Genomic DNA, 25,380 nt, shown 5'->3' with positions numbered 1-25,380 from the left:
AGCAAATAAAAGGCTACCTGAAAAACCATATTCGGTTTTCAGGTAGCCTTTTGGCTGTAACCGGCTTAACGCTGGCCGTAGATACTGTAATCGTAGCCAGTACACAAGGGTTTACGGACTTGCCAATAGCTGCAATTGCCCGCGCCGTGCTGCGCTTCGCAGGAGTGCATGGCTTTGGTCGCTGCCTGCCTGTCATCCTTATCTAAGGCAACGAAAATATCTGCCGCCGATTTTGCCCGGCTGTCTGGCTCAACCACGGCGGCGCAGGTGTTGGCAAACGTTTTGATAACCCGACAATTGGACGAGCTGCATTGCTTCAGGGTTTCTTCCACGGCTCGGTGCTCGGAAATATAGCCGCCGCTCCACATGGATTGGCGGGTGTCGAAATCATAGGCAATCGCCATGTAAAACGGCGTGCGGCGCAGTTCCGCAATTTCGGCTTGCACTTCCGCCTCGCGCTGCTCCCAGGCGCGTATTTCGGCGGCGGTGGGGCCGGAGTTTTGCTGACGGCAACCATGTCCATGTTCGTCTCCACAATTTCTTATATTGTCTGATCGAATCGCATCCATCATTTGCTGTTGCTGTTGAAACTGTTGTTGCTGAATTTGCGCTGGTGTGGGTTGTGCCCAAGCCAAGCCCGCACTGCCCAACAGCAGCGCCGCCATTACGCCCGCTGCCGTCTTCATCATGGTTTGCTTCATCTTGCCGCTCCTGTTTGGAAAGGGGAATAAGGGTATTGCCGCTGATCGGATTGTAACAAAAAACAAGATATTGTAAACATCTATCCCGCTGCTTGAAGGCTACCTGAAAACTATCCCCCCACATTAGGAGAATGCTGCCCGACCGCAGGTTTGTGCTCTCCGCTGCAACACCGCAAACGTGCACTGGCACTTATTCCGCATTCTCACTCAGCCACATTTGCAGCAAAGGGTTGTTGATTTGAAACGCGCGGCTGCCGAATTTGCTGATCATGTCTTTGCGTTGCAGCTTTCTGATGGCACTTTGCACGGTACTCACTTTCACGCTTTCCACGCCCAATATCCGGGCGGCCTGCTTTCTGAATTCCGCGCCATACGGGCTCACTTCCCCCTGCGCTATCGATTGCAGCAGCAGCCGCTCAATTGTGCTTAATTCTTTCCACTGCATCGGAATATTGCTGTTTTCCTGCATCTGCCCGAGCCGCACTTGCGCGGCGGCTTCCAGGCTGAGCGCGGGGTTGATGATCATGTCTTGAATCACGGCGCGGATATACATCGGGCTTTTGTTGAACTGCTCGAAAATGGCGTAAAACTTCTCCGCATCCAGCTGCTGCCCGGTTCGGTCGTAATAAACGCCGGCCAAAAAATCGATGAAATCCTGCCCCAAGGCGGGGAAATCCAGCGCATGGGAAAAATGGAAGAAGGGTGCCTTGATGTCGTTGAACATGGCGCGCAGGCCATTGGTGCTGCTGCCGGTAAACAGGGTTTTCACGCGGCTTTGGTTGATATCCAGGCCGGTTCGCAAGCTGCGTATCATGCCTTCGGTATTCGGCAGCCGCGCCAATTCTTGCGCTTCGTCTAGCAGCAGCAAGGTGGGGCGGCTGTCGGCGGCGATATAGGCGATGATTTCGCTGATGCCCGGCAGGTCGCACGGCGGCGTTTCGCGCTCCAGGCCCACGCCCAACACGTCTATCTTGGTTAGGCTGCCGAAAAAGGTTTTCACGCCGTTGCCGGTGCGGGTTTCCAAGGCAAAACGGTGTAGGGCTTCATGGAAAAACTGCGCGGTGCTGGCGCTGTCTTTGTTGTCCATGAAAGAGAAGTAAAACACATTAAAGCCGTTTTTCTCGGCGGCCGGGGCAATATCGTTGGTAAGGAATTGCGTTTTGCCCATGCGGCGCGGGGCAAACAGCGTGAATGCGTTGGATACGCCGCTTTTCAGGCTGCTGAGCAGGGCGGCAGCCAATTCGGTTCTGGGGAAATAGAGAGGGTCTTCCATACGGGTGCCTTTATGTGGGATTAGCCATTATTGTACTGTATTTTGTCTAATTGTACATTTATCGTCTAATAACGTCTAAGCCGATACCCACCACCCTTTGCAGGCTACCTGAAACGCCGCCGTTGCCCCAGCCCGCCCGCTCCAGTAAACTGCCCGCGTTTATCCCTCCCTCCGCCACACCATGCCCCAAGCCCTCAACCTCCGCAACGGAACCATCACCTACGACAATTTCTTCTGGCTGCTGGAACACGCCGACAGCAACCCGGCCGATCTGCTTTTAGGCGAAGACCTGCTGCAAATCAGCTTTTGCGGCGGGCAATACCTGCTCGATGCGGGCTGGTATGGCTTCGGCCCGCGCGGGCAGTTTGGCGTGATGCTGGTGGAAAACCAAGATTGGGAACATCCGCTGCGCAAGGAATACACCCGAGAAATCAGCCGTTTGCCTGCCCTGCTGCAGGAGTGCATCGACTGGCTCTGGCACACCCGCATCGCCCCGGCCGATGCCGACCCCCGCCCGCTGCTGCAAGTGGTGGCCGGTATTGTGTATAACGATCGTGGCGAGGTGCTGCTCAGTTCGCGCCCCGAAGGCAAGGCTTATGCGGGCTATTGGGAATTTGCCGGCGGCAAGGTGGAGGCGGGCGAGAGCGAGTTGGCAGCATTGCGCCGCGAGTTTGCTGAAGAGCTGGGCATCCAAATCCACAGCGCCGTGCCGTGGCTCGCCAAAACCCACAGCTACGAACACGCCCATGTGCGGCTGCGTTTTTTCCGCGTGCCGGCCGACGGCTGGCGCGGCGAATTGCAGTCGCGCGAAGGCCAGCAATGGCGCTGGCAGCAGCCGGGGCGTTATGATGTGTCGCCCATGCTGCCGGCCAATGCCGCGCTGCTGGCGGCACTGGCTTTGCCCACGCAGTTCTCAGGTAGCCTGAATGAGGGTTTGCACGCGGCAGACGGTTTTTGCGTGCTGCCGCTCCATGCCGCCAACCCGCCGCCGGGCAGCCGCCTGCTGGCGGATTTAGCCGATTTGGCCGCCGATACGCCGGGCGATGTGCGCCGCTGGCCGCTGGTACACTCGGCCGACGACATTGCCGCCGCAGCCGCCGCCCAAGCCGAAGCCGCCGTGTGGCCGGCAGATAACGCAACCGCGGCGGAACAAGCCTGCGCCGCACTGGCCGAAGGCGTGCCGCTGGTGCTGGTGCTGCTGCCTGCCAATGCGACGCTGACGGCACACTATGCCGAACGCTGGCTCGCGGCAGGGGCGCATGCGGTGGTGCAAGGGCGATGAAGATATTTTCAGGTAGCCTTTGCCACATGGCATGAGGCTACCTGAAAAACCAAACCGAAAGGTCAAACAAATGTGGAACAAGCTTAATCCGTATTGGAAAGATATTTTGATTGCCTTGGCGCTGTATCTGCCGCTAACGGTATATACGCTGTGCTGGCCACCCTCAATCGGGTTATTGACTTTACCTTTTTTGGAAGACGTAGCTCTTGCTAATTATATTCTTCTGCTCATCCCCACCCTGCTGGCTTGGCTGTGCAGTTGGAAGATGTCGAGTGTCCGGCCGTATTTTGTGTCGGGCATCTCGCTGACCATGAATTTGGGATTATGGGGGTATTGGCTGGCAGTGCTCGTGTTTGATAACGGTGAATTATGGTTTGCATATTGGTTTTCGACACCGGCTTTAGTGATCGGCTTTATCGTGGCCTTGATACGGCAAGCAGGAGCAAAAGCCGAGGGAAGGGCAGCGTTTCGGACAGGTTTTCTCAACAGCTTTGTGCCGTTTTTGCTGGCCCCGATTGTCATAATACTTTTCCTAATCAGACCCAGATAACCCGCCCAAACTTTTTCAGGTAGCCTCTTATGTCGCAAACCCTCTCCCCCCGCGCCAAAATCCTGCTTGCCCTCGCCGCGCTGTTGCTGCTGGCCGGCGGCCATTTTGCCGTACGCCAATGGCGTGCCGGGCAGCAGCCCGCTGCCGAAACGGTGGTACAAACCGATTGCGACCCGCGCCAAGGCTGCACCCTGCCAGACGGCAGCCGCATCCGCTTCGCCGCCGCGCGCCACCGCCCCTTCGACATCACCCTGGAAAACGTGCCGCCCCAAGTGCAGCAGGCCGAAGTGCGCTTCAGCATGGACGGCATGAACATGGGCTTCAACCGCTTCCCGCTTCAGCGCCAGGCCGACGGCTCCTGGCTCGCCGCCCAAATCCGCCTGCCCGTGTGCACCGACCGCCGCGACGGCTACCTGGCAGACATCCGCATCGGCAGCCAGGTTTTTCAGGTAGCCTTCCAAGCCAAATAACCCATTATTTTAAAAAACAATCGCCACACCATGCCCCTACTGCAAGCCCCCGGCTCCGGCCTCAGCGCCCTGCCCCCGCTCTCGCTCTATATCCACATCCCCTGGTGCATTCAAAAATGCCCCTATTGCGACTTCAACTCCCACCGCCTCAAGCCCGACACCGACGAAGCCGCCTACATCAACGCCCTGCTCGCCGACCTGCAACACGAACTGCCCCACATCTGGGGGCGGCCGGTGGATACCGTCTTCATCGGCGGCGGCACCCCCAGCGTGTTTTCCGCCGAATCCATCAGCCGCCTGCTTTCCGGCGTGCGCGCCCTGGTGCGCCTGCAGCCCGAAGCCGAAATCACCCTCGAAGCCAACCCCGGCACTTTCGAACAAGCCCGCTTCCAAGGCTACGCCGAAGCCGGCATCACCCGCCTGTCGCTCGGCATCCAAAGTTTCGACAACGCCAAACTGCACGCCCTCGGCCGCATCCACAACGGCGATGAAGCCCGCGCCGCCATCGAAGCCGCGCTCGCCATCTTCCCCCGCGTGAACACCGACCTCATGTATGCCCTGCCGCACCAAACCCCCGAAGAAGCCCGGCGCGACGCCGAAACCGCCCTCTCCTTCGGCGTCACCCACATCAGCGCCTACCACCTCACCATGGAGCCCAACACCCCCTTCGGCCGCATCCCGCCCCCCGGCATCCCCGAAGAAGACGCCGCCTACACCATCGAACAAGCCGTGCACCACACCCTGCTTGCCGCCGGCTTCGAACGCTACGAAACCAGCGCCTTCGCTAAAAACGGCCAGCAATGCCGCCACAACCTCAACTACTGGCAATTCGGCGACTACATCGGCATCGGTGCCGGCGCCCACGGCAAAATCAGCAGCCACAGCGGCATCACGCGCACCACCCGCGCCCGCCACCCGCGCAGTTATCTCGCCGCCATGCAAGGCAACCCCGCCGATGCCGTCGAACGTTTTCAGGTAGCCTCAAGCGAGCTGCCCTTCGAATTCATGCTCAACGCCATGCGCCTCACCGACGGCGTACCCGCCCGCCTGTTCCAAGAGCGCACCGGCCACAGCCTCGCCACCATCGCCCACCCCCTGCAGGAAGCCGCCCGGCTCGGACTCATCGACCCAGACCCCACCCTCCTGCGCCCCACCGAACGCGGCCAGCGCTATCTGAACGATTTGCTGCAACTGTTCTTGTAAGCCCGTTTCTGCCCCAAGCAAAGACTACCTGAAAACCATAGACCAGGTTTCCGCTCCATGAATGAGCCAAACCCAAAATCCATCTCTTTTTCAGCATGTCGGCAGCAATAAATTGCCATAGGTCAAACAATATGCAAAACCACCAAGAAGGCTACCTGAAACTTTCAGGCAGCCTTCTTGTCAGCACATCCCGCCATTGGTATTATTTCCTTAATTTCAACCTGCGAGGAAACCAACCATGCAAGCCTATCCACCCCCCGCACATCCCACCCGAAACCTGCTGCGCCTCGGCCTGATTGCCGGCGCCGTTTTCCTGTTTGCCGGCTGCGCCTCTCTAGACGACAACATGAAACGCCAAGTTGGCCAGCACATCAACGAAGTATTCCGCGAACACGGCGGCCAGCCTAATTCCGGCCGCAGTAGAGTAGGTAGCAACCGCTATGCCTACACCTATAAATACTACCACACCCGCTACGCCGGCCGAGAAAACCTCGGTACCTACCAAAACCCCGGCATGGGCACCGGCCAAACCACCTACTACGCCGATGTCTGCTACGGGCGCAATCTCTACCAAACCTACTACACCGACGCCAACGACATCGTGGTGGACTACCGCTGGGAATACACCAAGGAATGGCGGATTAGCTGCAACGAACTCTAAAACCAAACGCGTAGGTCGAGCATCAATGCCCGACCTACTACAATATCAAAAGAGGCTACCTGAAACTTTCAGGTAGCCTCTAATCCTGCCTACATCCCCAGCCTTATGCTTCGCGGCGGATAATCAAAAGCGGCAGGCGGGTTTCGCGCATCACGGTTTCGGCGAAGCTGCCCATCAGGAGGTGCATCAGGCCGGTGCGGCCGTGGGTGCCCAGCACCAGCAGGTCGGCTTTCTGCTCGGTGGCATAATCCACCAGGCTTTTGGCCATATCGCGTGCATTTTTGCTGATCACAAGCAGGTGGCGGCCGAGTTTTGCATCTTCGCCCAAGGCGGTGCGCGCCTGTTTGATGGCGGCGTCCAAAATGGCATTGCCTTGTTCGGTGGCGGCGGTTTCGTAGTTTTCATACTGCAAAAACTCGGGGGCAACGGTGGCCACGTATTCGGCGGGGTTGGCCACATGCACCAAAGTGAGTGCCGCGCCGGTGGACTGAGCCAGGCCGCAGGCCTGTTTGAGCGCGTGTTGGGAAGTGCGGCTGCCGTCTACTGCAATCACGATATGTTGATACATAAGCTTTCTCCTAGTGAACGATATTTCAATGCTTCCGCGCAGAGGCTACAGCCGCCGGACGGGTCTCTTCCTGATACGTTTACAGTATAATACCGATGCACAGAATGTGCCATTTTTTCTACCTGTTTTTTGACCTATCCCGATGATTATTCCCACCCCAAACGAGCGCCGCTTCGGCGGCATTTCCCGCCTCTACGGCTCTGCCTCCCTGCAACGCTTTGCCCAAGCCCATGTTTGCGTGGTGGGCGTGGGCGGCGTGGGCTCTTGGGCGGTGGAGGCGCTAGCGCGCAGCGGCATCGGCCGGCTCACGCTGATTGATTTGGACAACGTGGCCGAATCCAATACCAACCGCCAGCTCCACGCGCTCACCGACAATTTCGGCCTGCCCAAAGTAACCGCGCTGCACCGGCGCATCCTGCAAATCAACCCCGCCTGCACCGTGCATGAAATCGAAGATTTTGTGGATGCGGAAAACGTGCAAACCTTATTTGCCGAGCCGTTTGATTTTGTGATCGACGCCATCGACCAAGTGCGTGTGAAAGCCGCCATGGCCGCCCATTTTGTAGCGAAAAAGCAAGCTTTTGTGGTGTCCGGCGGTGCGGGCGGCCAGCGCGACCCCGCCCTCATCCGCCGCGCCGACCTCGCTCGCACCACCCACGACCCGCTGCTTTCCAACCTGCGCTACACCCTGCGCCGCCGCCACGGCTTTCCTCGTGATCCGAAAGAGCGCATGAAAGTGAGCTGCATCTATTCCGAAGAAAACGTCACCCCGCCGCAAACCGGTGCCGCCTGCGAAACCGATGCCGCACCGCAAGGATTGTCTTGCGCTGGCTACGGCGCGAGCATGCTGGTTACCGCCGCCTTCGGCCTGTTTTGCGCACAGGCAGCGATAGAACACTTGGCCGCACAAGTTAAATAACCAGCCCAAAAGGAAAACCATGTTCCCCATCGAACTCAAAGCCCTGCGCCGCAATCTCGGCCTCACTCAAGCCGAAGCCGGCCAAGCTCTTGCCGCCAATGTCGATTTCCCCCACGGCGCTTCTGCCGAAGAATGGGCACAATGGGAAAACGGTGCCGCCCCCATCCCCCTACACGTGGTTCACGCCGTAGAAACCCGCCTCAACCAGAAATACCAAGCCATCGACCAGTATGCCGAACAAATCGAAGTCCAAATGCAGGGCGGCAATGCCGTGGTGGTGCTATGGTATCCCGAACCAAACGCCTGCCCCGACCTAGCCTCTTGGCGCATCAGCCAAAGCGTGGCCGGTGAAGTAGCCGCCATGGGTGGTCGGGTGATTGCCTTCGATGCCGAAGCCTACCGCAACTGGCGACAGGGGCAAGCCCAATCCGCCGACACCCCCGACAATCGCCAACGCTGGGCACAAGAGCAATTTGAGCAAACCCGGTGATATGGGCGCTAAAAAAGGCTACCTGAAATTTCAGGTAGCCTTTTTACCGCTTATATTAGAGAAAGCTCTATCGTTGCCACAGCATTGCTTTACCCTACTGCATCCCGTAGCGACTAAGGCTTGCCGATTTGCTTTCAGTTATAGGAATCCCACCATAAGGCCACCTGAAAGCCGCTAAACCCAGCCCAACGTATTGGCAAATACCAGCAAAATCGCTACCGGCGCGAGGAAACGCAGCGCATTGAACCACAGCGCAATCACGGCTTGCGGCACGCTGCTGCCTTCGCGCATGTGTTCGAACACATCACTCTTCTGCTGTATCCAGCCCACAAACACCGCCACCAAAAGCGAGCTGATCGGCATAATCAGTGCGGTAATCATGTAGTCCCACAGGTCAAACAGCGTTTTACCGAACAGCTTCCATTCGGAGAGCACGCCAAACGAGAGCGCGGAGGGAATGCCGACAATAAAAATCGCCGTGCCGATCAGCCAGGTGGTTTTGCTGCGTTTGCGTTCGTCTTCACGGATGGCAGCGGCAATCACGGTTTCCAGCATAGAGAAGGCGGAAGTGAGCGTGGCGAATACCACCAGCAGCATAAACACGGCAAACAGGATTTGCCCCAGCGGCAGCTTCATAAACACGGCAGGCAGCACCACGAAAATCAGCCCCGGCCCCTGTCCCGGCTCAAAGTTGAAGGCGAACACAGCGGGGAAAATCACCAAACCGGCCAACAAAGACACCAGCAAATTCATCCACATAATGCTGTTGCCGGAGCGGAACAAATCCTGTTTTTTGTCCAAATAGGCGGCATAAGTAATCATGGTAGACACGCCCAGGCTCAACGCGAAAAAGGCCTGCCCCAGTGCGGTGAGCATGGTTTGCGGCGTGAAGTGCGACCAATCAGGCTTGAGCAGGAAGGAGATGCCCGCCATCGCGCCGTCCAGCGTGAGCGAGCGCACCGCCAGCAATAGCAGCAACACAAACAACGCGGGCATCATGTATTTGTTGGCCCGTTCGATGCCCGCCGCGATGCCGCTTTTCACCACCCACACCGTCATCAGCATAAACAGCCCCTGATAGGCGATTGAGCCGGCTGGGCTGGAAATCGTGCTGCCAAATAGCGCACCGAAATCTGCATTTTGGTGGATGCTGCCGTCAAACGCGTGCACCACATAATTTAGCACCCAACCGCCCACCACGCTGTAGAACGACAGCAAGATAAAGCAGGCAAACACGCCCATGCGCCCGATCCACGGCCACAGGCTGTTCGGCGCGAGCGTTTTAAATGCATCCACCGCGTTTTTGCCGCTCTTACGGCCGATATAAAACTCGGCCAGCTGCACCGGCAGCGCCACCAAAACGGTGAAAATCAAAAACATCAGCACAAACACCGCACCGCCGTTAGTGCCGGCGGTGTAGGGGAATTTCCAAATTGCACCCAAGCCGATGGCAGAGCCGGCGGCAGATAAGATAAAACCGATTTTAGACGACCAGGAAGCAGGAGATTTCATAAAACTGCAATAATCCAAAACTACTCAGAATGGCGCGATTTTAACAAAAATAAACATCCAAACCGCCGCCAAAACTGCGCCGCTGCCGCATTACGCAGTTTTCCTGCCCAAATCGGCCGGCATACAAGCTCGGCTGACAGATGTTTTCTATATTTATAGCATTTTATACTATATAAAATTATAAATAGCAATTTAATTGCTTAAATAATATATTTTATATTATTAAACAGATAGTTATACCAATATAGCCAGTTTTAGCTGATTATAGAACAGGCACCACAAAGGCTACCTGAAATTTTAGGCAGTCTCCAATCTATAGCTAAAGCAATTATTTTTTCATACCAAGCAGCGAGCCGCAGACAATACAGGAGTGAAGCAAGGCGAGCCAACGCAATAGTAAAGTGAAGTGCTTTAGCGATAAAAGACTAAGTCATCCACACTTCCACGTCACCCCCTACTGAAACACGCTTTTTGGCGAAAACACCTGCCACTTAAACAATCAAATAGAAACTCCTTGCAAACAGAAATAGTTCGCACTAATATGCCGCCCTATTATGCAAACCGAAAACCGTCTTTTATCCCCGATTGCGCTCTTATTCGTGATCGCTGCCCATGCCCTGCTGTATTGGCTGTTGATCTCGATTAAGCCGCCGGAACTGCCACCCGAACCGCCCGGGCTGAGCTTTGTTGATCTCGGCGAGATTGGCGGCGGCGGTGGCGGCGGTGGTACGGGTGGCGACACCATATCTGAAGACGAGCCGCCCGCCGGGCCACCGGAGCAAACCCCGCCCGAAGCGCCCAAACCTGAACAGCCCAAACCGCAGCCGGCCAAGCCCGTGCCGGAACAGCACGCGCAAATCAAACCGGTGGAACGGCAAGACAAACCTGCCGACATCGTTCAGCCCAAACCTGCCGAGCCGAAACCCGAGCCAAAACCGCAGCCTCAAGCGCAACCCCGCCCCGAACCCCAGCCGCAGGCGCAGCCTGAGCGGCCTATTGCCCCTGCCAACCCCGGTGCAGGCCATGGCACCAACGCAGGCGGTGGCGGTGACGGCAAAGGTACGCCTTCCGCCGGAGAAGGCGGTGGCAGCGGTGGCGGCAAAGGCACCGGTGTCGGCCCCGGCGAAGGCAGCGGACGCGGCCCCGGTTCCGGCTCCGGCGAAGGCGGCGGCCACGGCAGCGGGCGTGGTACCGGCGATGGCTCCGGTACCGGCCAAGGAGGTGGCGGCGACAGCGCACCCACCCACCTTGGTGGCTACCTGAATAACCCGAAACCACCCTATCCGAAGCAATTAGAAGAAGATGGCATCAGCGGCACAGTAAAACTGCGCGTGATGGTGGAAGCCAACGGCAAGCCTTCCAGCGTGGAAATCGTTTCCGCCTCCCATCCGCTGTTCGGCAGATCGGCAGCCGACACCGTGCGTCAGAGCTATACCTTCGTTCCAGCCAAACGTAACGGCCAGCCTGTACGCCAAAGCTATACTTTTACCCTGCGGTTTAAAGCCCCTTAAAGCCCCAAACTAAACCAATTATCCAATTTCATCATTAACATTAGGAATATCATGAATTTAGGACATGTTTTCGCCCAAGGCGACATTGTATTGATTACCGTATTTATACTGCTGGTGCTGATGAGCGTCCTTACCTGGTGGATTATCATCATGCGCAGCATCCGCCTGCACCAAGTGCGCCACGCCAATCGGGGCACGATTGAGTCCGTAGCCACCGTGGCCTCGCTCGATGATATGCTGCGCCTGGCCAAAGCCCATCCCTCCCCACTGGCCGACCTCACCGAATCTGCCATTCAAGCCGCGCGCCATTATCGCGCCAACCCCGCCAGCCAGCTCACCAGCATCCCTTTGGGCGACTATTTGGTGCAGCACATCCGCCATAAAATGAACATTGCCAAACGCGGCCTCAACGGCGGCCTTACCATTCTCGCCTCCGTAGGCGCCACTGCTCCGTTTATCGGCCTATTCGGCACGGTATGGGGCATTTACCACGCGCTGGAAAACATCAGCCTGCAAGGCCAGGTAAACATCGCCACCGTGGCCGGCCCCATCGGCGAAGCGCTGGTGGCTACCGCCATCGGCCTGTTTGCCGCCATCCCCGCCGTGCTGGCCTACAACTTCATCGTGTTCGGCAACAAACAGGTGGTGCAGGATATGGATGCCTACGCCTACGATTTGCACGTTAAAATTATGAACAATAAGGAGTAAGAGCATGGCCTTCGGTTCGATGAACAGCGGCGACGATTCGCCCATGGCCGACATCAACGTTACCCCGCTGGTAGACGTGATGCTCGTGCTGCTGATTGTATTCATGATTACCATGCCGGTAATGACCCACTCCATCCCGCTGGAACTGCCCACCGCCTCAGCCAAGCAAGTGGCGGAAAATGCGGCCCAGCCCAAAGACCCGCTGCGCATTTCCATTGCCGCCGACGGCAGCTATCACTTAGCCGAAGGCGAGCCGATTACCCTGCAGGCTTTGGAAAGCCAGCTGCAACAACTGGCCAAAACCAATCCCGACCAAGTGATTGCCATCGCTGCTGATAAAAACACCCAGTTCGACTACGTAGAAAAAGCCCTCAGCGCCGTGCGCGACGCCGGCCTGAGCAAAGTCGGCTTCGTTACCGAAGAAAAAGAACGCACCCAGCCGCAACAGTAAACTGCTACCTAAGCAAATAGAATAAACAAAGGCTACCTGAAACTTTAGCCGTGCAGAAACTCCGCTGCGCTGCGTTTTCAGGTAGCCTTTTATATCGCCGTAGATCGGCATTGCCACGCCGACTCAAATCACCCTCCCTTTATTGCAGCGCCTCCTCAGCCGCCGGCCGGATATCGGCATCCCCCTGTACGTGCCAACCAAAACAAAAGAATTTACTGCTTGCCCCTGTTGTCAGGGCGTAATATGTAATATAAGGCTACCTGAAAGTGTCAGCTTCTGCGAAGCAAGAAACCCGCCTTGCACTTTTCAGGTAGCCTTTTCCAATCTGTAGTGTCGTGCCCGTTTATGCTGCCTCGTTCTTGCTCAAAGTGAGCCCGGTGAAGCCGAACACTAGGGTGAGCAGCAGGCTGAGGTAGCAGAAGAAGGCATAGGGCAGATAATCGATCACGGGCACGCCGAGGGCATGGTGGATAAACACGCCGCACACGCTCCAGGGCACGAGCGGGTTGGTTACCGTGCCTGCGTCTTCCACGGTGCGGGCGATGTTGCGCGGATGCAGGCCGAGCCGCTCGTAGATAGGCTTGAAGGTGTTGCCGGCCAGAAGCAGGCTGAGGTATTGCTCGCCGATGAGCACGTTTACGCCCAGCGAAGTGGCGGCCACGGTGAAGGTGGCACGACCGGCGTTGACCAGCATATGGCCGATGCCGGAGAGCAGCGCGGGCAGGATGCCCAGAGCGTTGAGCAGGCCGCCGAGGCTGAGGGCGAGGATAACGATGGTTTGGGTGAAAAACATGCTGCCGATGCCGCCGCGCGAAATCAGCTTGGCCACATTGCCCAAATCGGTGCCTTCTGGCGGAGCGTAGCCGTTGAAGAAGTAGCCGCCGAGCTGTTCGACGCTGGGGCTGCTGTGCAGGTAGGTGAGCACGAGGGAAACGGCGATGGTGATGATGATGGTGTAAATAGCGTTCACGCGGCGCATGGCCAAAACGATCAGCACGACAAAGGGCAATAGGGCGTAGCCGTGCACTAAGCCACTGGCCTGCAGCTGGGTTTGGAAGGCGGCCACGCTGCTTAAATCAGCGGCAGCGGTATGGCCGGAGAGCAGCCAAAGCAACAGCGCGGTAAGCAGCCAGGCGGGGATGGTGGTGTACATCATATTGCGGATGTGGTCGAACAAATCGATGCCCACAATGGAGGCGGCAATGCTGGTGGTGTCGGAAATGGGCGACATTTTGTCGCCGAAAAACGCGCCGGACACCACCGCCCCGGCCACCACAGCCGGATTAGCACCCAACGCGCTGCCCATGCCGATAAAAGCCACACCCAGGGTGGCGCAGGTGGTGAGGCTGCTGCCGATGGCCACGCCCACCATCGAAGTGAGCACGAAGGCGGAAAGATAAAAAAACTGCGGCGAAATCAGCTCGAAGCCGTAATACATCAGCGTGGGAATCGCGCCGGACACCATCAGCGCCGACACCAGCAAACCAATGAAAAAGAAGAGATAAATCGCACCGATGCCGGAGAGCACGCCGCGCGCCATACTCAGCTGCATACGGCCGAAATCCAGCCCTTTGGCTTTGCCGAAACAGAGCAGCCCGCACAGCACCAAAATCACCGACAAATGCGGCACCCAGCCGAAATGAATCATGGTGATGCTCATCAAGGCCACCACCAGCGCGGCCATCACCGCCGCCTCGCGCGGTTGCATTTCCAATAGGGCTTCTTTGGTTTCGTTCACTTCCGTCTCCTCCCGCTTCAACTTGGCAGTTTGTGCCACAAATTTTGTAAAGAGACTGCCAAACTACCATTTCCCGCACGGCAAGGCAATCCCGGCATCAGCAATACCTATTTTAAAAGGGCACAGATTCGCCCGATTTGTGTTTCAGCCTGCCTAAAAACAGTTTGGAATCATACTGAAAACAATGTTCGTGAAATAAAATTGCTAAATATGGAATAGAATAAAAAATAAATGTCCTCTCTCCTTTCCAAGCGGCACTTGCAACAAACCTACCTGATTCGGCTGAAATTAAGCCCCAACCGAGAGACTGCCTAGAAAAAATACTGCCTTTGACCGTTTTAACTTATATTGAAACACGAACTTTCAGATAGCCTGCTACACCACGCAGGCTACTTGAAACTTTATCTGGCACGGCAATTTAGATATGATGGCGGCAGATGGAACCGTAACGAATTTCCTCCAACCAACCCCAGTCAGGAGCAAGCCCATGCTTTCATCACTGCATACCCGAACCGCCATCCTTGCTACTATGCTGTTGGCGCTATCCGCCACTGCCGCCGCCCATGTTGCCCCCGATAGCTGCGGTCTGCCCGACAGTGCGACACCTGCCAGCTATCTGGCCACCAACCACAACAGCGAAGAAGTCAATATCCGCGCCCAGCCCAACACCTGCGCCGCCATCCTTGCCGTTTGCGACAATCAAAGCGAAGCCGCCATCCTCGGCAAAAGTGGCGCGTGGTACCGCGTGCGGCTGGCCTTGCGGCCAAACCAGCCGGCGGAGCGGCGCATCATCAACGGCTATGTACACCAAAGCCAGGTTAGCCTGCGCCATATTTATACCGTGCACAGCGCCGACGGCTCCGCCAACCTGCGCCTGAATGCCAACAGCCGTGTCGAAATACAGCAACGCATCCCCAACGGCACCACCGTGGTCGAACACCCCGCCAAGCGCCAAGGCGACTGGCACTATGTGAGCGTGCACGGCAGCGACAGTGACACTTATGGCTATGTGCACAAAAGTCAGTTGAGGCCGAAAGCCGGGCGCTAAGCAGTAAAACATTTCAGGTAGCCTGCCATCCTATGCAGGCTACCTGAAACTTTATCCGGCGCAATGTTGGATATAATGGCGGCAAGCACCACCGCCACAAACTTCCCTACCCTATCTCAGGAGCAAGCCCATGCTTTCATCACTGCATACCCGCACCTCTGCCCTTGCCGCCGTGCTGTTGGTGCTATCCACCACTGCCGCCGCCCATGTTGCCCCCGATAGCTGCGGCCTGTCCTCCGTAGCAACCGGCGAAGCCGAACCCACTACCTATTTGGTTACCGACGGCGGCAAGAGAGTAAACATCCGTGCCCGTCCCAACACCCGCGCCGCCATCCTTGCCGTTTGCGACAATCAAAGCGAAGCCGCCATCCTCGGCAGAAGTGGCGCGTGGTACCGCGTGCGGCTGGCCTTGCGGCCAAACCAGCCGGCGGAGCGGCGCATCATCAACGGCTATGTGCACCAAAGCCAGGTTAGCCTGCGCCATGTTTATACCGTGCACAGCGCCGATGGCTCGGCCAATATACGCCGGAAAGCCGGCAACCGTTCCGGTATGGTGGGGCGTTTCGCCAACGGCACAAGAGTGATCGAATTCCCCGCCAAGCGTAAAGGAAACTGGCATTTCGTAGGCGTAATCGGCAGATGGGGAATAGTCACCTCAGCTTATTACGGCTATGTGCACAAAAGCCAGATAAGGCCGGAAGCTGGGCAGTAAATGGCAAAGAAACTTTCAGGTAGCCTGCCACATCATGCAGGCTACCTGAAACTTTATTCAGCGCATTAATTTGGCTATGATTGTGCCAAACTGATCGCCTAGTTGCTTGCTGCGGCTCGCCAAACTCCCCAATCATCATGCCTACCCTTCATATCCGCACCCCAAATCCCACGCTCTATATCGCCTTCTTGGCGCTCGGTTTATTGAGCGCCATCAAATCGGGAGTCATTTCGCCGGAAGCAGGCATTTGGACATTACGCATGCCGAAAAATTATGATGAAATCTTGCCCTACTGCCCGCCGAAATTGCAGAGCATTATTGAGTGTTTCGATGAATTAGACCTGCTCTCCCAGCTCGATGCTGTTGCATACGCTCAAACCATCGACCGCCTGATGCGCGATTTGCAGCAAATCGTGGCGGAACATTCCGAACCATACGATGCCCATTTAAACGTAAGCGGCTAGTTTCATCGTGAGCTGATGCCACACTGCTTTGTTTTCACCATCATAAAAGGCTACCTGAAAACCAAAAAATCGGTTTTCAGGTAGCCTTTACTATGCCGTTTCAAACACTACTGCTTCATCGCATTTACCAGCGCGTTCACGTTGTATCGGAACATTTGCTCATAAGTGGCGGCGGGAGCTCCGCGGCTCAGGGCGTCGGAATAGAGCTTGCCGTTTACGCGGATACCGGTTTCGCGCGAGATGCGTTCCACCATGCGCGAATCTTTGATGTTTTCGCTAAACGCGGCGCGGATGCCCTGGCTGCGGATTTGGCGGATTAGGGCGGAAACCTGGCGGGCGGAAGGCTCGGCTTCGGTGCTCACGCCTTGCGGGGCGATGAATTCGATGCGGTAGCGTTTGCCCATGTAGTTGAAGGCATCGTGCCCGGTGAGCACTTTGCGCCTTGCCTGCGGCACGCTGTTGAATTGGGTTTGTGCCCATTGGTGCATGGCATCGAGGCGGGCTTGGTAGCCGCTGAGGCGCTGCTGATAATAAGCGCGGCCTTGCGGGTCGACTTTAATCAGCGCGTCGGCCACGTTTTGGGCGTAGGTTTTCATCAGCACCGGGTCGTTCCACACGTGCGGATCGAATTCGCCGTGATGGTGGTGGCCGTGGTCATGACCGTGGCCGTGGTGGTCATGGTCGTGATCGTGCTCATCGTGGTCTTCGGCCTTCATCGGCTGGATGTTTTTGGTGGCCTCGGCAAACGGCACGCCGCTTTGGCGGATGCCGCGCATCACCGCAGCCTGCTCAAAACCCAAGCCGTTCACCAGCACGAGCTTGGCATTGCGGATGCGCTGCATATCGCGGCTGGTGAGGTTGTAGGCATGCGCGTCTTGGTCGGGGCCGACCAGGTTGCTCACGTTCACGCGCTCGCCGCCCACCTGCTTGGCCACATCGCCCAAAATGCTGAAGCTCGACACCACTTCCAGCGGCGCGGCATACAGGCTGCCGGAAAACAGCGCGGCAATCAGGCCGAGTTTCCAATGCTTCAATTTCATCTTTTACTCCTTATGTTTGGTTTTCATATGAGCCTTCCGGCTCGTCCGTGAGGCTACCTGAAAGATTTCAGGTAGCCTTTTTACTAATGTGCGAATTTCAAAACAGAAAATTCACCACAAACGTACAATGCAGCGCCCCCTGCTGGCACAGCCGAACGGAGCGCGGTTTTTCGGGAAACAAGGGCTTGCATGCCCGAAGCAGCGCAGCCGCAAGTTGCGAGCCCGCCCGAAAAACCGTGCGGAGGGAGGGAAGTTTGGCGGAGCCAAACCTGTGCCCGCAGTCGCCTTTCTTTGCTTCCTTTCTTTGGCGAAGCAAAGAAAGGAAGTGCCCCGCGCCGGCATGATGCGCAAAAGCGAACAGGGTAGGAGATGGTGAGACTTCCCAAAAAATAATTTGTCTCGAAATCCAAAATATCACTAAAACTATATGAACTAAGAATTTAGTTTCGCAGAGCATTTTCAGGTAGCCTTCAAGCTGCCGGCCACTACGTCCGCAAATGCCTCCCGCGCCACCATTTCGGCAGCATCCCGCCCTCGCGCCCGATAAACAGCGACACGGCATACACGCCGCCCAGGCACAAAATAATCGCCGGGCCGGAGGGGATATCCACATGGTAGGAAAACAGCAGGCCGCAGAAGCTGCAGGCGAGCGCAATCAGCACCGAAAGCGCAATCAGCCCGCCCATGCTGCGCGACCACAGCCGCGCGGTAATCGCCGGCAGCATCATCACGCCCACCGACATCAGCGTGCCGATGGCCTGAAAACCGGCCACCAAATTCAGCACCACCAGCATCAAAAACAGCACATGCCACAGCCCGCCGCGCCCGTTTACCGCGCGCAGAAACAGCGGGTCGATGCTCTCCAGCATCAGCGGGCGGTAGATCAGCGCCAGCGTCAACACCGACACCGCGCTCACGCACAGCACCAAAATCAGCGACGGCGTATCCACCGCCAGCACCGAACCGAACAAAAGATGCAGCAAATCCACATTGCTGCCGTAGCTGCTCACCAGCACCACGCCCAAGGCCAGGCTGGCTAGGTAAAACGCGGCAAAATTCGCGTCTTCCTTCAAATTGGTGTGGCGGCTCACCAAGCCGGCGAGCAGCGCCATCGCCAGCCCGGCGGCAAAACCGCCCAAGCTCATGGCGGGCAGGCTGAGCGAACCGGCGGCAATATAGCCCGCCGCCGCGCCGGGCAGCACCGCGTGGCCGAGCGCGTCGCCCACCAGGCTCATGCGCCGCATCACCAAAAACACGCCCACCGGCGCCGCGCCCACGGCCAGAAACAGCACGGAGGCGAGGGCATAGCGCATAAAATCGTCGGCAAAGGGTTCGATCAGGAGCTGGGAGAGGGTCATGGTGTGTGCGCTTATTCGTGGTAAATGGATTGGGTTTTATAGTGAATTAAATTTAAACCAGTACAGCGTTGGCTCGCCTTGCCGTACTATCTGTACTGTCTTCGGCTCGCCGCCTTATCCTGATTTAAATTTAATCCACTATATTGTTCAGTTTCATGGAAACTCATGTTTTCAGGTAGCCTGCTTGGCAGGCGGATGGCCGTTGGCAATGATTACGCCTTCGCCCACGGCGGTGCCGCCTTCCATAATCCAAAATTCCGTGCTGGGGCATAGGGCGGAATAATCCACACGGCCGGGATAAAGGTAGTCCAGCCCGGCTTGCAGCGGCTCGCCGAATCGGGTGTGTTCAAACGCGGTAAACACGATGCCGAGCATTTCGCGGCTGCCTTTGGGCGCGAAGTGCGGGCGGTAGCCTTCGGCGGGGAAGTGCGTGCGGCTGCGGATACGCTGCGGGAACGCTCCGGCGGAGAAATCTTCGCTGCGGTTTCGAAAGAAAAAACAACGGTGGCGGCAAACATGGCGTTCAGGCTACCTGAAAACTCAAGCGGCGCACCATTCGCGCGGTTCGGTGCGGTGCATGGCTTCGGTAGCCTGTTTCAGGTAGCCTTCGGTGAGCACATCGGCAGTGGCGCCGCTGGCGATTTTTTCGCGGGCAATCAGGAAGGTGTGGGGGAAGTAGGCGCGCACCTGCTCATAATCGTGCAGCACGGCAATCACGGCACGGCCTTCGTTTTGGTGGCATTGGCGCAATACTTCCAGCAATTCGTAAGTGGTGCGCGCGTCCACAGCGTTGAAGGGCTCGTCCAGCAGCAGGAATTTGGCATCCTGCACCAGCATGCGGGCAAACAGCACGCGCTGGAATTGACCGTTGGAAAGCTGGCCGATGCTCCGGCGGGCAAAATCGGCCATGCCCACGCGCTCGAGCGCGGCGTGCACCCGTTCGCGTTGTGCGGGTTTGGTGCCGCCGAAAAAGCCGATTTCATACCACAAACCCATGGCGGCCAGCTCATACACGGAAATAGGCTGGCTGCGGTCGATATCGGATTGCTGGGGCAGATAGGCGATATCGCGGCGGGAGATGCCTTCCCATTGCACGCTGCCGGTGCTGGTTTTCAACAGCCCCATGATGGCTTTGAGCAGAGTGGATTTGCCCGCGCCGTTGGGGCCGAACACCGCCCACATGCTGCCTGGCGCGAATTCGCCGCAAATGTGGTGTACGGCGGGATGGCGGCGGTAGCTCACAGTGAGATTGTCGAACACGATGCTCATAGCGCCGCACCCGTCCAGGCAAACACGCCCAGCATCAGGGCGATGAGCGATACGGCCAAAAGCAAACGGCTGCCGGCGCCGCGAAGTAACCAAGAGTGCATAGTGTGTGCTGAATGTTATGTTGTAACGGGCGGCATGATACTCTATAACATGTGCTTTTTCCATAGCCGGAAGGCTACCTGAAAAGCAGGCAGAAAATGCCGCTGCGTTAATTTAGTGCAGACAAAGTGCCAATTTGTTAGCAATATTGAAAAATACTTGCCGCACAGCGCAGTTGCCCCAACCGCGCCGCCGCACCGTTTCCCTAGCACAAGGTATGAAGGAACCAAGCGTTTGGCTATAATGATCAGATTGTTTGCGCCTACTTACCCTTCCTTCCCCGCCCACCAAGGAATAACAATGAAGAAACTGCTCCTGCTCGCTATTTGCGCCGGCCTGCTCGCTGCCTGCGGCGGCCAAGCCCAAAGCGAAGCCTCCGCCCCCGAAGGCGACAACGCCAACCTGCTCAACCTCTACAACTGGGCGGATTATGTCGACCCCGCCACCCTCACCGCCTTCACCGAAAAAACCGGCATCACTATCCGCTCCGCCTACTACGACAACAACGAAACCCTCGAAGCCAAAATACTCAGCGGCAGCAGCGGCTACGATTTGGTGGTGCCCTCCATTTCTAACGTAGGCCGCCAAATCCAAGCCGGCGCCTACCAGCCCATCGACAAAAGCCAAATCCCCAACTACAGCAATCTCGACCCGCAGCTGCTCAAGCTAATGGAGCAGGTGGATCCCGGCAACAAATACGCCGTGCCCTATTTCTGGGGCATCAACACGCTGGCCATCAACACCCAAATGGTGCAAAAAGCCTTGGGTGGCAAGCCCATGCCCGAAAACGTGTGGGATTTAGTGTTCAACCCAGAATACACCGCCAAACTCAAATCCTGCGGCATTTCCTATTTCGACAGCCCGCTCGAACAATACCCCTTGGCGCTCAACTATTTAGGCAAAGATCCAAACAGCACCAAGCCCGAAGACCTGCAAGCGGCCACCGACATGATGCGCGCCGTGCGCAAAGACATCCGCATCTTCACCGCCTCCACTTACATCAACGACCTCGCTGCCGGCAACCTGTGTGTGGCTGTAGGCTACGGCGGCGATTTGAACATCGCCCGCAACCGAGCCATCGAAGCCGGCAACGGCATCGACATCCAAGTGCTCGTGCCTAAAAACGGCCTGGCGGTGTGGATCGATTCCCTGATGATTCCCAAAGACGCACACCACCCCGCCAACGCCCTCAAATACATCAACTACACCCTCGATCCCAAAGTGGCCGCCGCCAACGGCAGCTTCGTTACCTATGCCCCCGCCAGCCAGCCGGCCCGCGCGCTGATGCCCGAGGCATACCGCAACAACGAATCCATCTTCCCCAGCGAAGAAGCCATGGCCAATAGCTTCGTCATCCTGCCCAAAGACCCGCACACCAGCCGCCTGATGACTCAGCTTTATCAAAGGCTGATGGCGATTAAATAACGGCAAGACAAGCAAACCACAAAAGGCTACCTGAAAATTTCAGGTAGCCTGTAATGGCGTGGATAACAACAAATATCAGAGTTGGGTTTGACACCCACCATTTGCTGCTCCGGTATGCTACATAAAGGCTACCTGAAAGCAGCAATCCCAACGAAATCAAACGAGCTACTTGAGTTCTTGAGAAGCTAACATCAGGTAGCCTTCCCCCAAGCAAAACACCCGAACCAAAGCCCGGGCGTTTGTATTCCAATCAAACTGTTCAGCCAAAGAACATCTTGGAAAACAGCAGGCCGAAGGCCAGGCTGAAACCCATGCTCAACAGGCCGGGCAGCATAAAGCTGTGGTTGAAAATAAACTTGCCGATTTTCGTCGTGCCCGTGCTGTCGAAATCGATGGCGGCAATAATCGGACCATAGTTCGGAATGAAGAAATAGCCGTTCACCGCCACGAATGTGCCGATGATAACCGGCGTGGGCACGCCCAACGAAATGGCCACCGGGAACAGCGTAGCCACAGTGGCACCCTGGCTGTTCACCAATATAGAGAGCACAAACAACGCAAAGGCAAACGCCCACGGCACACTCTGCACCAGGCCAGACACCGCCTGCTGTACTTCGTCCAAATGCCCGTGCATCAGCGTATCGCCCAACCAGGCTACACCGAACACGGCAATCACGGCACGCATACCGGCATGGAACACTGAGCCCTGCGTAATCGCGTTGCCATCTGGTTTGCAGGTAACAATAATCAGCGCGGCAGCAGAAAGCATCACAATTTCAATGGTGTGCGCCATACCCATCGGCTTGTCGTTAAATACTGGACGCAGCGAAGGCATCGCGCCGAGCAGCACTACCAAAATAGCGGCAAACAGGAAAATCCCCACCGAAATCTTAGCTTTGCCGCTCACTTGCGCATCAGCAGCAACAGTTTCCGTATCATACAGCTTGCTGTAGGCCGGATCTTTCAGGCGGCGTTGGTATTCCAGGTCGTCTTTCAATTCCTTACCCATCCGGTTCACCAACACGCAGGCAATACCGATGCCGATGATGGTGGAAGGTACGCTCACTTTGAGCACGTCTGCCATCGTAATATGCTGCGGCTCGAGGTAGCTCACGCAAGCCACCACCGCCGCCGCAATCGGGCTGGCCACAATGGCAAACTGCGAAGCAATCACCGCCATGGTGAGCGGGCGTGCCGGGCGGATACCGTTTTTGCGGCTCACTTCCGCAATCACCGGCAGCACGGAATAGGCCACATGCCCCGTGCCGGCCAAAATGGTGAAGGTGTAGGTAACCATCGGCGCGATAAAGGTGATGTATTTCGGGTTTTTATGCAGCACGCGGGTGGCGATTTTAATCATATAGTCCAAACCGCCGGCCGCTTGCATGGCTGCCGCTGCCGACACGACCGCCATAATCATCAGCATCACATCAATCGGCGGGCTGGTGGGCTCTAGGCCGAAACCGAACGACAACACTGCCAAACCTATGCCGCCGAACACACCTAAGCCGATGCCGCCCACCTGGGCACCGGCTAAGATGCACAACAGCACCACAGCAAACTGGATAAAAAACTGCGCATATTGAGCAAAAAAGCTCATTATGGTCTCCAAAGTAAATTTATGTATGCAAAAAGAGCGCCGAGTCTACCAAACTTTATCCTGAAAATAAAACGGATTTTATTTTCAGGTAGCCTTTATTCGGAATAATAATTTGTATATAAACAATAAATATTTATCCTTAACTACACCTCCCCACACACCCTGCCCGAAAAAGCTGTCCCCTCTGCATTCCATCCACCTACTTGTAAATATTTCTTAACAAACCGCCAACAAAATCCCATGCCAGGAAAGTAGCATGGGGAAAGAAAATGGAGCGGGTAACGGGAATCGAACCCGCATAGTCGGCTTGGGAAGCCGGTGCCTTACCATTAGACGATACCCGCAAAACAGGAGTGCGCGCAGTATAGAGGATTTCCATGCAAACTACCAGCCTGCGCCTAATCGAGGAATGTCAGCTCGCCCAGCACCCTATCTGGCGCTTGGGCATCACTGCCGGTATCGCAAACCAGATAGTCCCAATCCAAACGCGCATCACTGTCAGCAGAGCCACACAAGGCCTCCAAATCCGGCCGACCGCCCTTCCAGACTCACCCCCTCCTTAATTCTGGCCTGCTGCCGCCCACAAACAGCGGTAATATCAAAAATGTGCCATTCTACTCCACACTGCACGGCAAAAAATCTTAGCTTCACAGAAACTCGCAAAACTCATCTTAACTTCATTGAAGCTTACGCTTTCAGGTAGCCTTCATTCTGCCAGCCAAGCCGCCAAGCTGGCCAAACCATCCAGCATGGCCAGATGTGGGGCGGTTTGCAGTTGGGCGGGGGTGTGGGCACCGGTGGTGAGGGCGATGGCGGGGCTCTGGGCGTTGTGTGCCATGTGCAAATCGTGGGTGGTGTCGCCGATTACCAGTGCTTCGGCCGGGTGCACGCCCAATTCTTCGCAGATGGAGAGCACCATTTCCGGCTGGGGCTTGGAGGCGCATTCGTCGACGGTACGGGTGGCGAGGAAGAGGCTGCGCGTGTCGGTTTCATCCAAGGCGGCATCGAGCCCGCGCCGGCCTTTGCCGGTGGCCACGGCCAGCCAGTAGTGCTGTTGCAGCCGCTGCAGGATATTGCCCACATCGGGGAACAAAACGGTTTGCTCGCGGTGGTGGTGGAATTCGTGCTGATAGGCGCGGATGGCGGCTTCGGTTTGCTGTTGATCCAGCTGCGGGCAGAGGCGGCGCAGGGCTTCGCGCAGGCTCAGGCCGATGGTGGCGCGGATGTCGGCCTCGGCGGGCGGCGGCCAGCCGAAGCGGCAAAAAGAGTTTTGCACGCCCTGCACGATTTGGGCGGTGGAATCGGCTAAGGTGCCGTCCCAGTCGAAAATCAATACTCGATACGGTTTCATGGGCATTCCTTGATGTGTTGGGGTTTGGGCTACCTGAATTTTCAGGTATAGCTAAAATTCTTATTTCTTCCTACTGCGTTGGCTCGCCTGGCCGTACTACTTGTACTGTCTGCGGCTCGCCGTCTGGTATGAAGAAATAATTATTTCAGCTATAGCCTCACTTCAATCCGCGCCCTGCGCCGTGCAGCAAAGCGTTAATCATGATTTCATCGGCTTCTGCCTCAGCTTGGCGGCATGCCGTTTCCTGCCGCATGATTTCCTCCAAATCGGCACGGCCGCTCTCGATGGGCTGGGTGATCACCTGCTTGGGGCGCTCCAAAGAAAAGCCTTCCGGCAGGATAACTTTGAATTTGGGCTGTTGATCGTTTTGCTGCATATCTTTCCTTTTTGGCTAAATGGCAAACAGGCTACCTGAAAAACAGAGCCGGAATAATGGACACACTTTTTTCAGGTAGCCTCTTCCGAACACCGACACCGGCTAAAGCTGCGATTCATAGAGGCTCAGGGCGCTTTGCAACACCTGCTGCACATTCCGATGCCCGCCGCGCATAACGTGGCTGTATGGAAGCAATACCTGCTTCTTGCTCTCGGCATGGCGGCAATCATACGACGCATACCGGCTGTCTCCCCGCAAACACAAAGCTGCCAAATCAGTGCTCCAGCCGTTGGCACGGATTGTGCACTCCCGCACATCCTCGATATCCGCCCAGCGCACCAGCCGCTTCCTGCCCCATACGGAACGCAGCACCACGCCCTGCTGCGTCAGCACAACCGGTCGAAAGCCCGTGATGCAGCGCAGCCACAGCAGCACAAACAGCCCGCCCCCTGCGGCAATCAGCCCCAACAGCACATAAGCAAAAGTATTGTGTGCCGCCGAATCGCTCCCGCTCAGAAGCAAAAACGCGAACCCGAGCAAAACGCCGCTCTCGGCAACAGCCATAGGCTGCAACGGAAAAAACTGATACGCAGCTCGTATT

Annotated in this window: 28 protein-coding genes, 1 tRNA gene and 1 pseudogene; 14 read left to right on the top strand and 16 right to left on the bottom strand. The window is 56.8% G+C overall.

The genetic code is table 11. The features are described 5' to 3' along the window. Window positions 1–65: 65 nt before the first annotated feature. The 3 genes from A7P96_RS09980 to A7P96_RS11435 all read right to left on the bottom strand — a co-directional run bounded on the left by A7P96_RS09980 (window position 66) and on the right by A7P96_RS11435 (window position 2,164). Window positions 66–701: a DUF4189 domain-containing protein gene (locus A7P96_RS09980; protein WP_067526781.1), complete on the bottom strand. Its 636-nt coding sequence runs from the start codon at window positions 699–701 to the stop codon at window positions 66–68. A 190-nt stretch (window positions 702–891) separates the two neighbouring features. Continuing rightward, the gene (locus tag A7P96_RS09975; RefSeq protein ID WP_067526779.1) at window positions 892–1,974 is read right to left on the bottom strand and encodes an ATP-binding protein; all 1,083 of its coding nucleotides are present in this window, start codon (window positions 1,972–1,974) and stop codon (window positions 892–894) included. A gap of 58 nt (window positions 1,975–2,032) precedes the next feature. After that, window positions 2,033–2,164 carry a hypothetical protein gene (locus A7P96_RS11435; RefSeq protein WP_255361191.1) on the bottom strand — a complete coding sequence of 44 codons (132 nt, stop codon included), beginning with the start codon at window positions 2,162–2,164 and terminating at the stop codon, window positions 2,033–2,035. On the opposite strand from A7P96_RS11435, the gene A7P96_RS09970 reads away from it, so the two are divergent. The 5 genes from A7P96_RS09970 to A7P96_RS09950 all read left to right on the top strand — a co-directional run bounded on the left by A7P96_RS09970 (window position 2,156) and on the right by A7P96_RS09950 (window position 6,140). Then, complete coding sequence (locus A7P96_RS09970; RefSeq protein WP_369799163.1) at window positions 2,156–3,256, top strand: NUDIX domain-containing protein; 1,101 nt, start codon at window positions 2,156–2,158, stop codon at window positions 3,254–3,256. The genes A7P96_RS11435 and A7P96_RS09970 overlap by 9 nt on opposite strands. Window positions 3,257–3,326: 70 nt before the next feature. Continuing rightward, window positions 3,327–3,806 (top strand): hypothetical protein, encoded by a 480-nt coding sequence (locus A7P96_RS09965; protein ID WP_156496329.1) that lies wholly within the window; start codon window positions 3,327–3,329, stop codon window positions 3,804–3,806. 29 nt (window positions 3,807–3,835) lie between these two features. Next, window positions 3,836–4,276 carry a hypothetical protein gene (locus tag A7P96_RS09960; protein ID WP_067526775.1) on the top strand — a complete coding sequence of 147 codons (441 nt, stop codon included), beginning with the start codon at window positions 3,836–3,838 and terminating at the stop codon, window positions 4,274–4,276. Between the two features lie 30 nt (window positions 4,277–4,306). Next, entirely contained in the window at window positions 4,307–5,479 is a 1,173-nt protein-coding gene (gene hemW / locus A7P96_RS09955) for a radical SAM family heme chaperone HemW (protein ID WP_067526773.1), read from the top strand. A 238-nt stretch (window positions 5,480–5,717) separates the two neighbouring features. Next, window positions 5,718–6,140 carry a hypothetical protein gene (locus A7P96_RS09950; protein ID WP_067526771.1) on the top strand — a complete coding sequence of 141 codons (423 nt, stop codon included), beginning with the start codon at window positions 5,718–5,720 and terminating at the stop codon, window positions 6,138–6,140. A 103-nt stretch (window positions 6,141–6,243) separates the two neighbouring features. Here the strand turns inward: A7P96_RS09950 and A7P96_RS09945 are convergent, their stop codons facing one another. Further along, on the bottom strand, window positions 6,244–6,708 hold the full coding sequence (locus A7P96_RS09945; protein WP_067526769.1) for a universal stress protein: 465 nt from the start codon (window positions 6,706–6,708) through the stop codon (window positions 6,244–6,246). Between the two features lie 142 nt (window positions 6,709–6,850). On the opposite strand from A7P96_RS09945, the gene A7P96_RS09940 reads away from it, so the two are divergent. Continuing rightward, window positions 6,851–7,627, top strand: coding sequence for a ThiF family adenylyltransferase (locus tag A7P96_RS09940; RefSeq protein WP_067526767.1), 777 nt, complete (start codon window positions 6,851–6,853; stop codon window positions 7,625–7,627). A gap of 19 nt (window positions 7,628–7,646) precedes the next feature. Further along, on the top strand, window positions 7,647–8,117 hold the full coding sequence (locus A7P96_RS09935) for a DUF1870 family protein (protein ID WP_067526765.1): 471 nt from the start codon (window positions 7,647–7,649) through the stop codon (window positions 8,115–8,117). Window positions 8,118–8,291: 174 nt separating this feature from the next. Here the strand turns inward: A7P96_RS09935 and A7P96_RS09930 are convergent, their stop codons facing one another. Then, window positions 8,292–9,629: a sodium-dependent transporter gene (locus A7P96_RS09930; RefSeq protein ID WP_067526762.1), complete on the bottom strand. Its 1,338-nt coding sequence runs from the start codon at window positions 9,627–9,629 to the stop codon at window positions 8,292–8,294. A gap of 554 nt (window positions 9,630–10,183) precedes the next feature. On the opposite strand from A7P96_RS09930, the gene A7P96_RS09925 reads away from it, so the two are divergent. The 3 genes from A7P96_RS09925 to A7P96_RS09915 are packed head-to-tail and all read left to right on the top strand — an operon-like array spanning window position 10,184 to window position 12,299. Next, a complete protein-coding gene (locus A7P96_RS09925) occupies window positions 10,184–11,140 on the top strand; it encodes an energy transducer TonB (RefSeq protein ID WP_067526760.1) in 957 nt (318 codons plus the stop codon). A gap of 51 nt (window positions 11,141–11,191) precedes the next feature. Next, window positions 11,192–11,848 (top strand): MotA/TolQ/ExbB proton channel family protein, encoded by a 657-nt coding sequence (locus A7P96_RS09920; RefSeq protein ID WP_067447780.1) that lies wholly within the window; start codon window positions 11,192–11,194, stop codon window positions 11,846–11,848. 4 nt (window positions 11,849–11,852) lie between these two features. Beyond that, window positions 11,853–12,299 (top strand): biopolymer transporter ExbD, encoded by a 447-nt coding sequence (locus tag A7P96_RS09915; protein WP_067526759.1) that lies wholly within the window; start codon window positions 11,853–11,855, stop codon window positions 12,297–12,299. A gap of 343 nt (window positions 12,300–12,642) precedes the next feature. On the opposite strand, the gene A7P96_RS09910 is transcribed toward A7P96_RS09915, so the two are convergent. Further along, on the bottom strand, window positions 12,643–14,007 hold the full coding sequence (locus tag A7P96_RS09910) for a Na+/H+ antiporter NhaC family protein (protein ID WP_067526826.1): 1,365 nt from the start codon (window positions 14,005–14,007) through the stop codon (window positions 12,643–12,645). 517 nt (window positions 14,008–14,524) lie between these two features. Here A7P96_RS09910 and A7P96_RS09905 point away from each other — a divergent pair. The 3 genes from A7P96_RS09905 (at window position 14,525) to A7P96_RS09895 (ending at window position 16,261) form a co-directional block, all read left to right on the top strand. Beyond that, window positions 14,525–15,085: an SH3 domain-containing protein gene (locus tag A7P96_RS09905; RefSeq protein ID WP_067526757.1), complete on the top strand. Its 561-nt coding sequence runs from the start codon at window positions 14,525–14,527 to the stop codon at window positions 15,083–15,085. Window positions 15,086–15,215: 130 nt separating this feature from the next. Continuing rightward, complete coding sequence (locus tag A7P96_RS09900; RefSeq protein WP_067526756.1) at window positions 15,216–15,797, top strand: SH3 domain-containing protein; 582 nt, start codon at window positions 15,216–15,218, stop codon at window positions 15,795–15,797. A 137-nt stretch (window positions 15,798–15,934) separates the two neighbouring features. After that, window positions 15,935–16,261 carry a hypothetical protein gene (locus A7P96_RS09895; RefSeq protein WP_067526754.1) on the top strand — a complete coding sequence of 109 codons (327 nt, stop codon included), beginning with the start codon at window positions 15,935–15,937 and terminating at the stop codon, window positions 16,259–16,261. Between the two features lie 107 nt (window positions 16,262–16,368). Here A7P96_RS09895 and A7P96_RS09890 read toward each other — a convergent pair whose 3' ends face one another. From A7P96_RS09890 to A7P96_RS09870, 5 genes and pseudogenes are all read right to left on the bottom strand, one after another. Next, the gene (locus tag A7P96_RS09890) at window positions 16,369–17,295 is read right to left on the bottom strand and encodes a metal ABC transporter solute-binding protein, Zn/Mn family (protein WP_197474181.1); all 927 of its coding nucleotides are present in this window, start codon (window positions 17,293–17,295) and stop codon (window positions 16,369–16,371) included. Window positions 17,296–17,786: 491 nt separating this feature from the next. Next, complete coding sequence (locus tag A7P96_RS09880) at window positions 17,787–18,659, bottom strand: metal ABC transporter permease (RefSeq protein WP_067526748.1); 873 nt, start codon at window positions 18,657–18,659, stop codon at window positions 17,787–17,789. 39 nt (window positions 18,660–18,698) lie between these two features. Further along, window positions 18,699–18,805, bottom strand: a pseudogene (locus A7P96_RS11550) (IS5/IS1182 family transposase); the annotation flags it as partial. A 25-nt stretch (window positions 18,806–18,830) separates the two neighbouring features. Next, window positions 18,831–19,034, bottom strand: a complete 204-nt coding sequence (locus A7P96_RS10890; protein ID WP_156496328.1) for a hypothetical protein — start codon at window positions 19,032–19,034, stop codon at window positions 18,831–18,833. 165 nt (window positions 19,035–19,199) lie between these two features. After that, window positions 19,200–19,928, bottom strand: coding sequence for a metal ABC transporter ATP-binding protein (locus A7P96_RS09870; protein ID WP_067526745.1), 729 nt, complete (start codon window positions 19,926–19,928; stop codon window positions 19,200–19,202). Window positions 19,929–20,327: 399 nt separating this feature from the next. Between A7P96_RS09870 and A7P96_RS09865 the strand changes: the two genes are divergently transcribed. Further along, the gene (locus tag A7P96_RS09865; RefSeq protein ID WP_067526743.1) at window positions 20,328–21,452 is read left to right on the top strand and encodes a polyamine ABC transporter substrate-binding protein; all 1,125 of its coding nucleotides are present in this window, start codon (window positions 20,328–20,330) and stop codon (window positions 21,450–21,452) included. A gap of 259 nt (window positions 21,453–21,711) precedes the next feature. On the opposite strand, the gene A7P96_RS09860 is transcribed toward A7P96_RS09865, so the two are convergent. The 5 genes from A7P96_RS09860 to A7P96_RS09840 form a co-directional block, all read right to left on the bottom strand. After that, window positions 21,712–23,052 carry an anaerobic C4-dicarboxylate transporter gene (locus A7P96_RS09860; RefSeq protein ID WP_067526741.1) on the bottom strand — a complete coding sequence of 447 codons (1,341 nt, stop codon included), beginning with the start codon at window positions 23,050–23,052 and terminating at the stop codon, window positions 21,712–21,714. Window positions 23,053–23,322: 270 nt separating this feature from the next. Continuing rightward, window positions 23,323–23,396: transfer RNA gene (locus A7P96_RS09855), tRNA-Gly, on the bottom strand. Between the two features lie 362 nt (window positions 23,397–23,758). Then, complete coding sequence (locus A7P96_RS09850; RefSeq protein WP_067526739.1) at window positions 23,759–24,403, bottom strand: HAD-IA family hydrolase; 645 nt, start codon at window positions 24,401–24,403, stop codon at window positions 23,759–23,761. 157 nt (window positions 24,404–24,560) lie between these two features. Continuing rightward, window positions 24,561–24,779 (bottom strand): hypothetical protein, encoded by a 219-nt coding sequence (locus A7P96_RS09845; RefSeq protein WP_067526737.1) that lies wholly within the window; start codon window positions 24,777–24,779, stop codon window positions 24,561–24,563. 102 nt (window positions 24,780–24,881) lie between these two features. Next, a complete protein-coding gene (locus A7P96_RS09840) occupies window positions 24,882–25,343 on the bottom strand; it encodes a PH domain-containing protein (protein WP_067526735.1) in 462 nt (153 codons plus the stop codon). Window positions 25,344–25,380: the final 37 nt, after the last annotated feature.

Source organism: Eikenella sp. NML03-A-027 (genome assembly GCF_001648395.1).
GTDB lineage: Bacteria > Pseudomonadota > Gammaproteobacteria > Burkholderiales > Neisseriaceae > Eikenella > Eikenella exigua.
Note: the sequence above shows the minus strand (reverse complement) of the source record. Positions and strands in the feature narration are given on the sequence as shown.

Coding starts and splice junctions, on each gene's coding strand:
- A7P96_RS09980 (WP_067526781.1), bottom strand. CDS start 701: ATGAAGCAAACCATGATGAAGACGGCAGCGGGCGTAATGGCGGCGCTG.
- A7P96_RS09975 (WP_067526779.1), bottom strand. CDS start 1,974: ATGGAAGACCCTCTCTATTTCCCCAGAACCGAATTGGCTGCCGCCCTG.
- A7P96_RS09970 (WP_369799163.1), top strand. CDS start 2,156: ATGCCCCAAGCCCTCAACCTCCGCAACGGAACCATCACCTACGACAAT.
- A7P96_RS09965 (WP_156496329.1), top strand. CDS start 3,327: ATGTGGAACAAGCTTAATCCGTATTGGAAAGATATTTTGATTGCCTTG.
- A7P96_RS09960 (WP_067526775.1), top strand. CDS start 3,836: ATGTCGCAAACCCTCTCCCCCCGCGCCAAAATCCTGCTTGCCCTCGCC.
- hemW (WP_067526773.1), top strand. CDS start 4,307: ATGCCCCTACTGCAAGCCCCCGGCTCCGGCCTCAGCGCCCTGCCCCCG.
- A7P96_RS09950 (WP_067526771.1), top strand. CDS start 5,718: ATGCAAGCCTATCCACCCCCCGCACATCCCACCCGAAACCTGCTGCGC.
- A7P96_RS09945 (WP_067526769.1), bottom strand. CDS start 6,708: ATGTATCAACATATCGTGATTGCAGTAGACGGCAGCCGCACTTCCCAA.
- A7P96_RS09940 (WP_067526767.1), top strand. CDS start 6,851: ATGATTATTCCCACCCCAAACGAGCGCCGCTTCGGCGGCATTTCCCGC.
- A7P96_RS09935 (WP_067526765.1), top strand. CDS start 7,647: ATGTTCCCCATCGAACTCAAAGCCCTGCGCCGCAATCTCGGCCTCACT.
- A7P96_RS09930 (WP_067526762.1), bottom strand. CDS start 9,629: ATGAAATCTCCTGCTTCCTGGTCGTCTAAAATCGGTTTTATCTTATCT.
- A7P96_RS09925 (WP_067526760.1), top strand. CDS start 10,184: ATGCAAACCGAAAACCGTCTTTTATCCCCGATTGCGCTCTTATTCGTG.
- A7P96_RS09920 (WP_067447780.1), top strand. CDS start 11,192: ATGAATTTAGGACATGTTTTCGCCCAAGGCGACATTGTATTGATTACC.
- A7P96_RS09915 (WP_067526759.1), top strand. CDS start 11,853: ATGGCCTTCGGTTCGATGAACAGCGGCGACGATTCGCCCATGGCCGAC.
- A7P96_RS09910 (WP_067526826.1), bottom strand. CDS start 14,007: ATGCAACCGCGCGAGGCGGCGGTGATGGCCGCGCTGGTGGTGGCCTTG.
- A7P96_RS09905 (WP_067526757.1), top strand. CDS start 14,525: ATGCTTTCATCACTGCATACCCGAACCGCCATCCTTGCTACTATGCTG.
- A7P96_RS09900 (WP_067526756.1), top strand. CDS start 15,216: ATGCTTTCATCACTGCATACCCGCACCTCTGCCCTTGCCGCCGTGCTG.
- A7P96_RS09895 (WP_067526754.1), top strand. CDS start 15,935: ATGCCTACCCTTCATATCCGCACCCCAAATCCCACGCTCTATATCGCC.
- A7P96_RS09880 (WP_067526748.1), bottom strand. CDS start 18,659: ATGACCCTCTCCCAGCTCCTGATCGAACCCTTTGCCGACGATTTTATG.
- A7P96_RS10890 (WP_156496328.1), bottom strand. CDS start 19,034: ATGCTCGGCATCGTGTTTACCGCGTTTGAACACACCCGATTCGGCGAG.
- A7P96_RS09870 (WP_067526745.1), bottom strand. CDS start 19,928: ATGAGCATCGTGTTCGACAATCTCACTGTGAGCTACCGCCGCCATCCC.
- A7P96_RS09865 (WP_067526743.1), top strand. CDS start 20,328: ATGAAGAAACTGCTCCTGCTCGCTATTTGCGCCGGCCTGCTCGCTGCC.
- A7P96_RS09860 (WP_067526741.1), bottom strand. CDS start 23,052: ATGAGCTTTTTTGCTCAATATGCGCAGTTTTTTATCCAGTTTGCTGTG.
- A7P96_RS09850 (WP_067526739.1), bottom strand. CDS start 24,403: ATGAAACCGTATCGAGTATTGATTTTCGACTGGGACGGCACCTTAGCC.
- A7P96_RS09845 (WP_067526737.1), bottom strand. CDS start 24,779: ATGCAGCAAAACGATCAACAGCCCAAATTCAAAGTTATCCTGCCGGAA.
- A7P96_RS09840 (WP_067526735.1), bottom strand. CDS start 25,343: ATGGCTGTTGCCGAGAGCGGCGTTTTGCTCGGGTTCGCGTTTTTGCTT.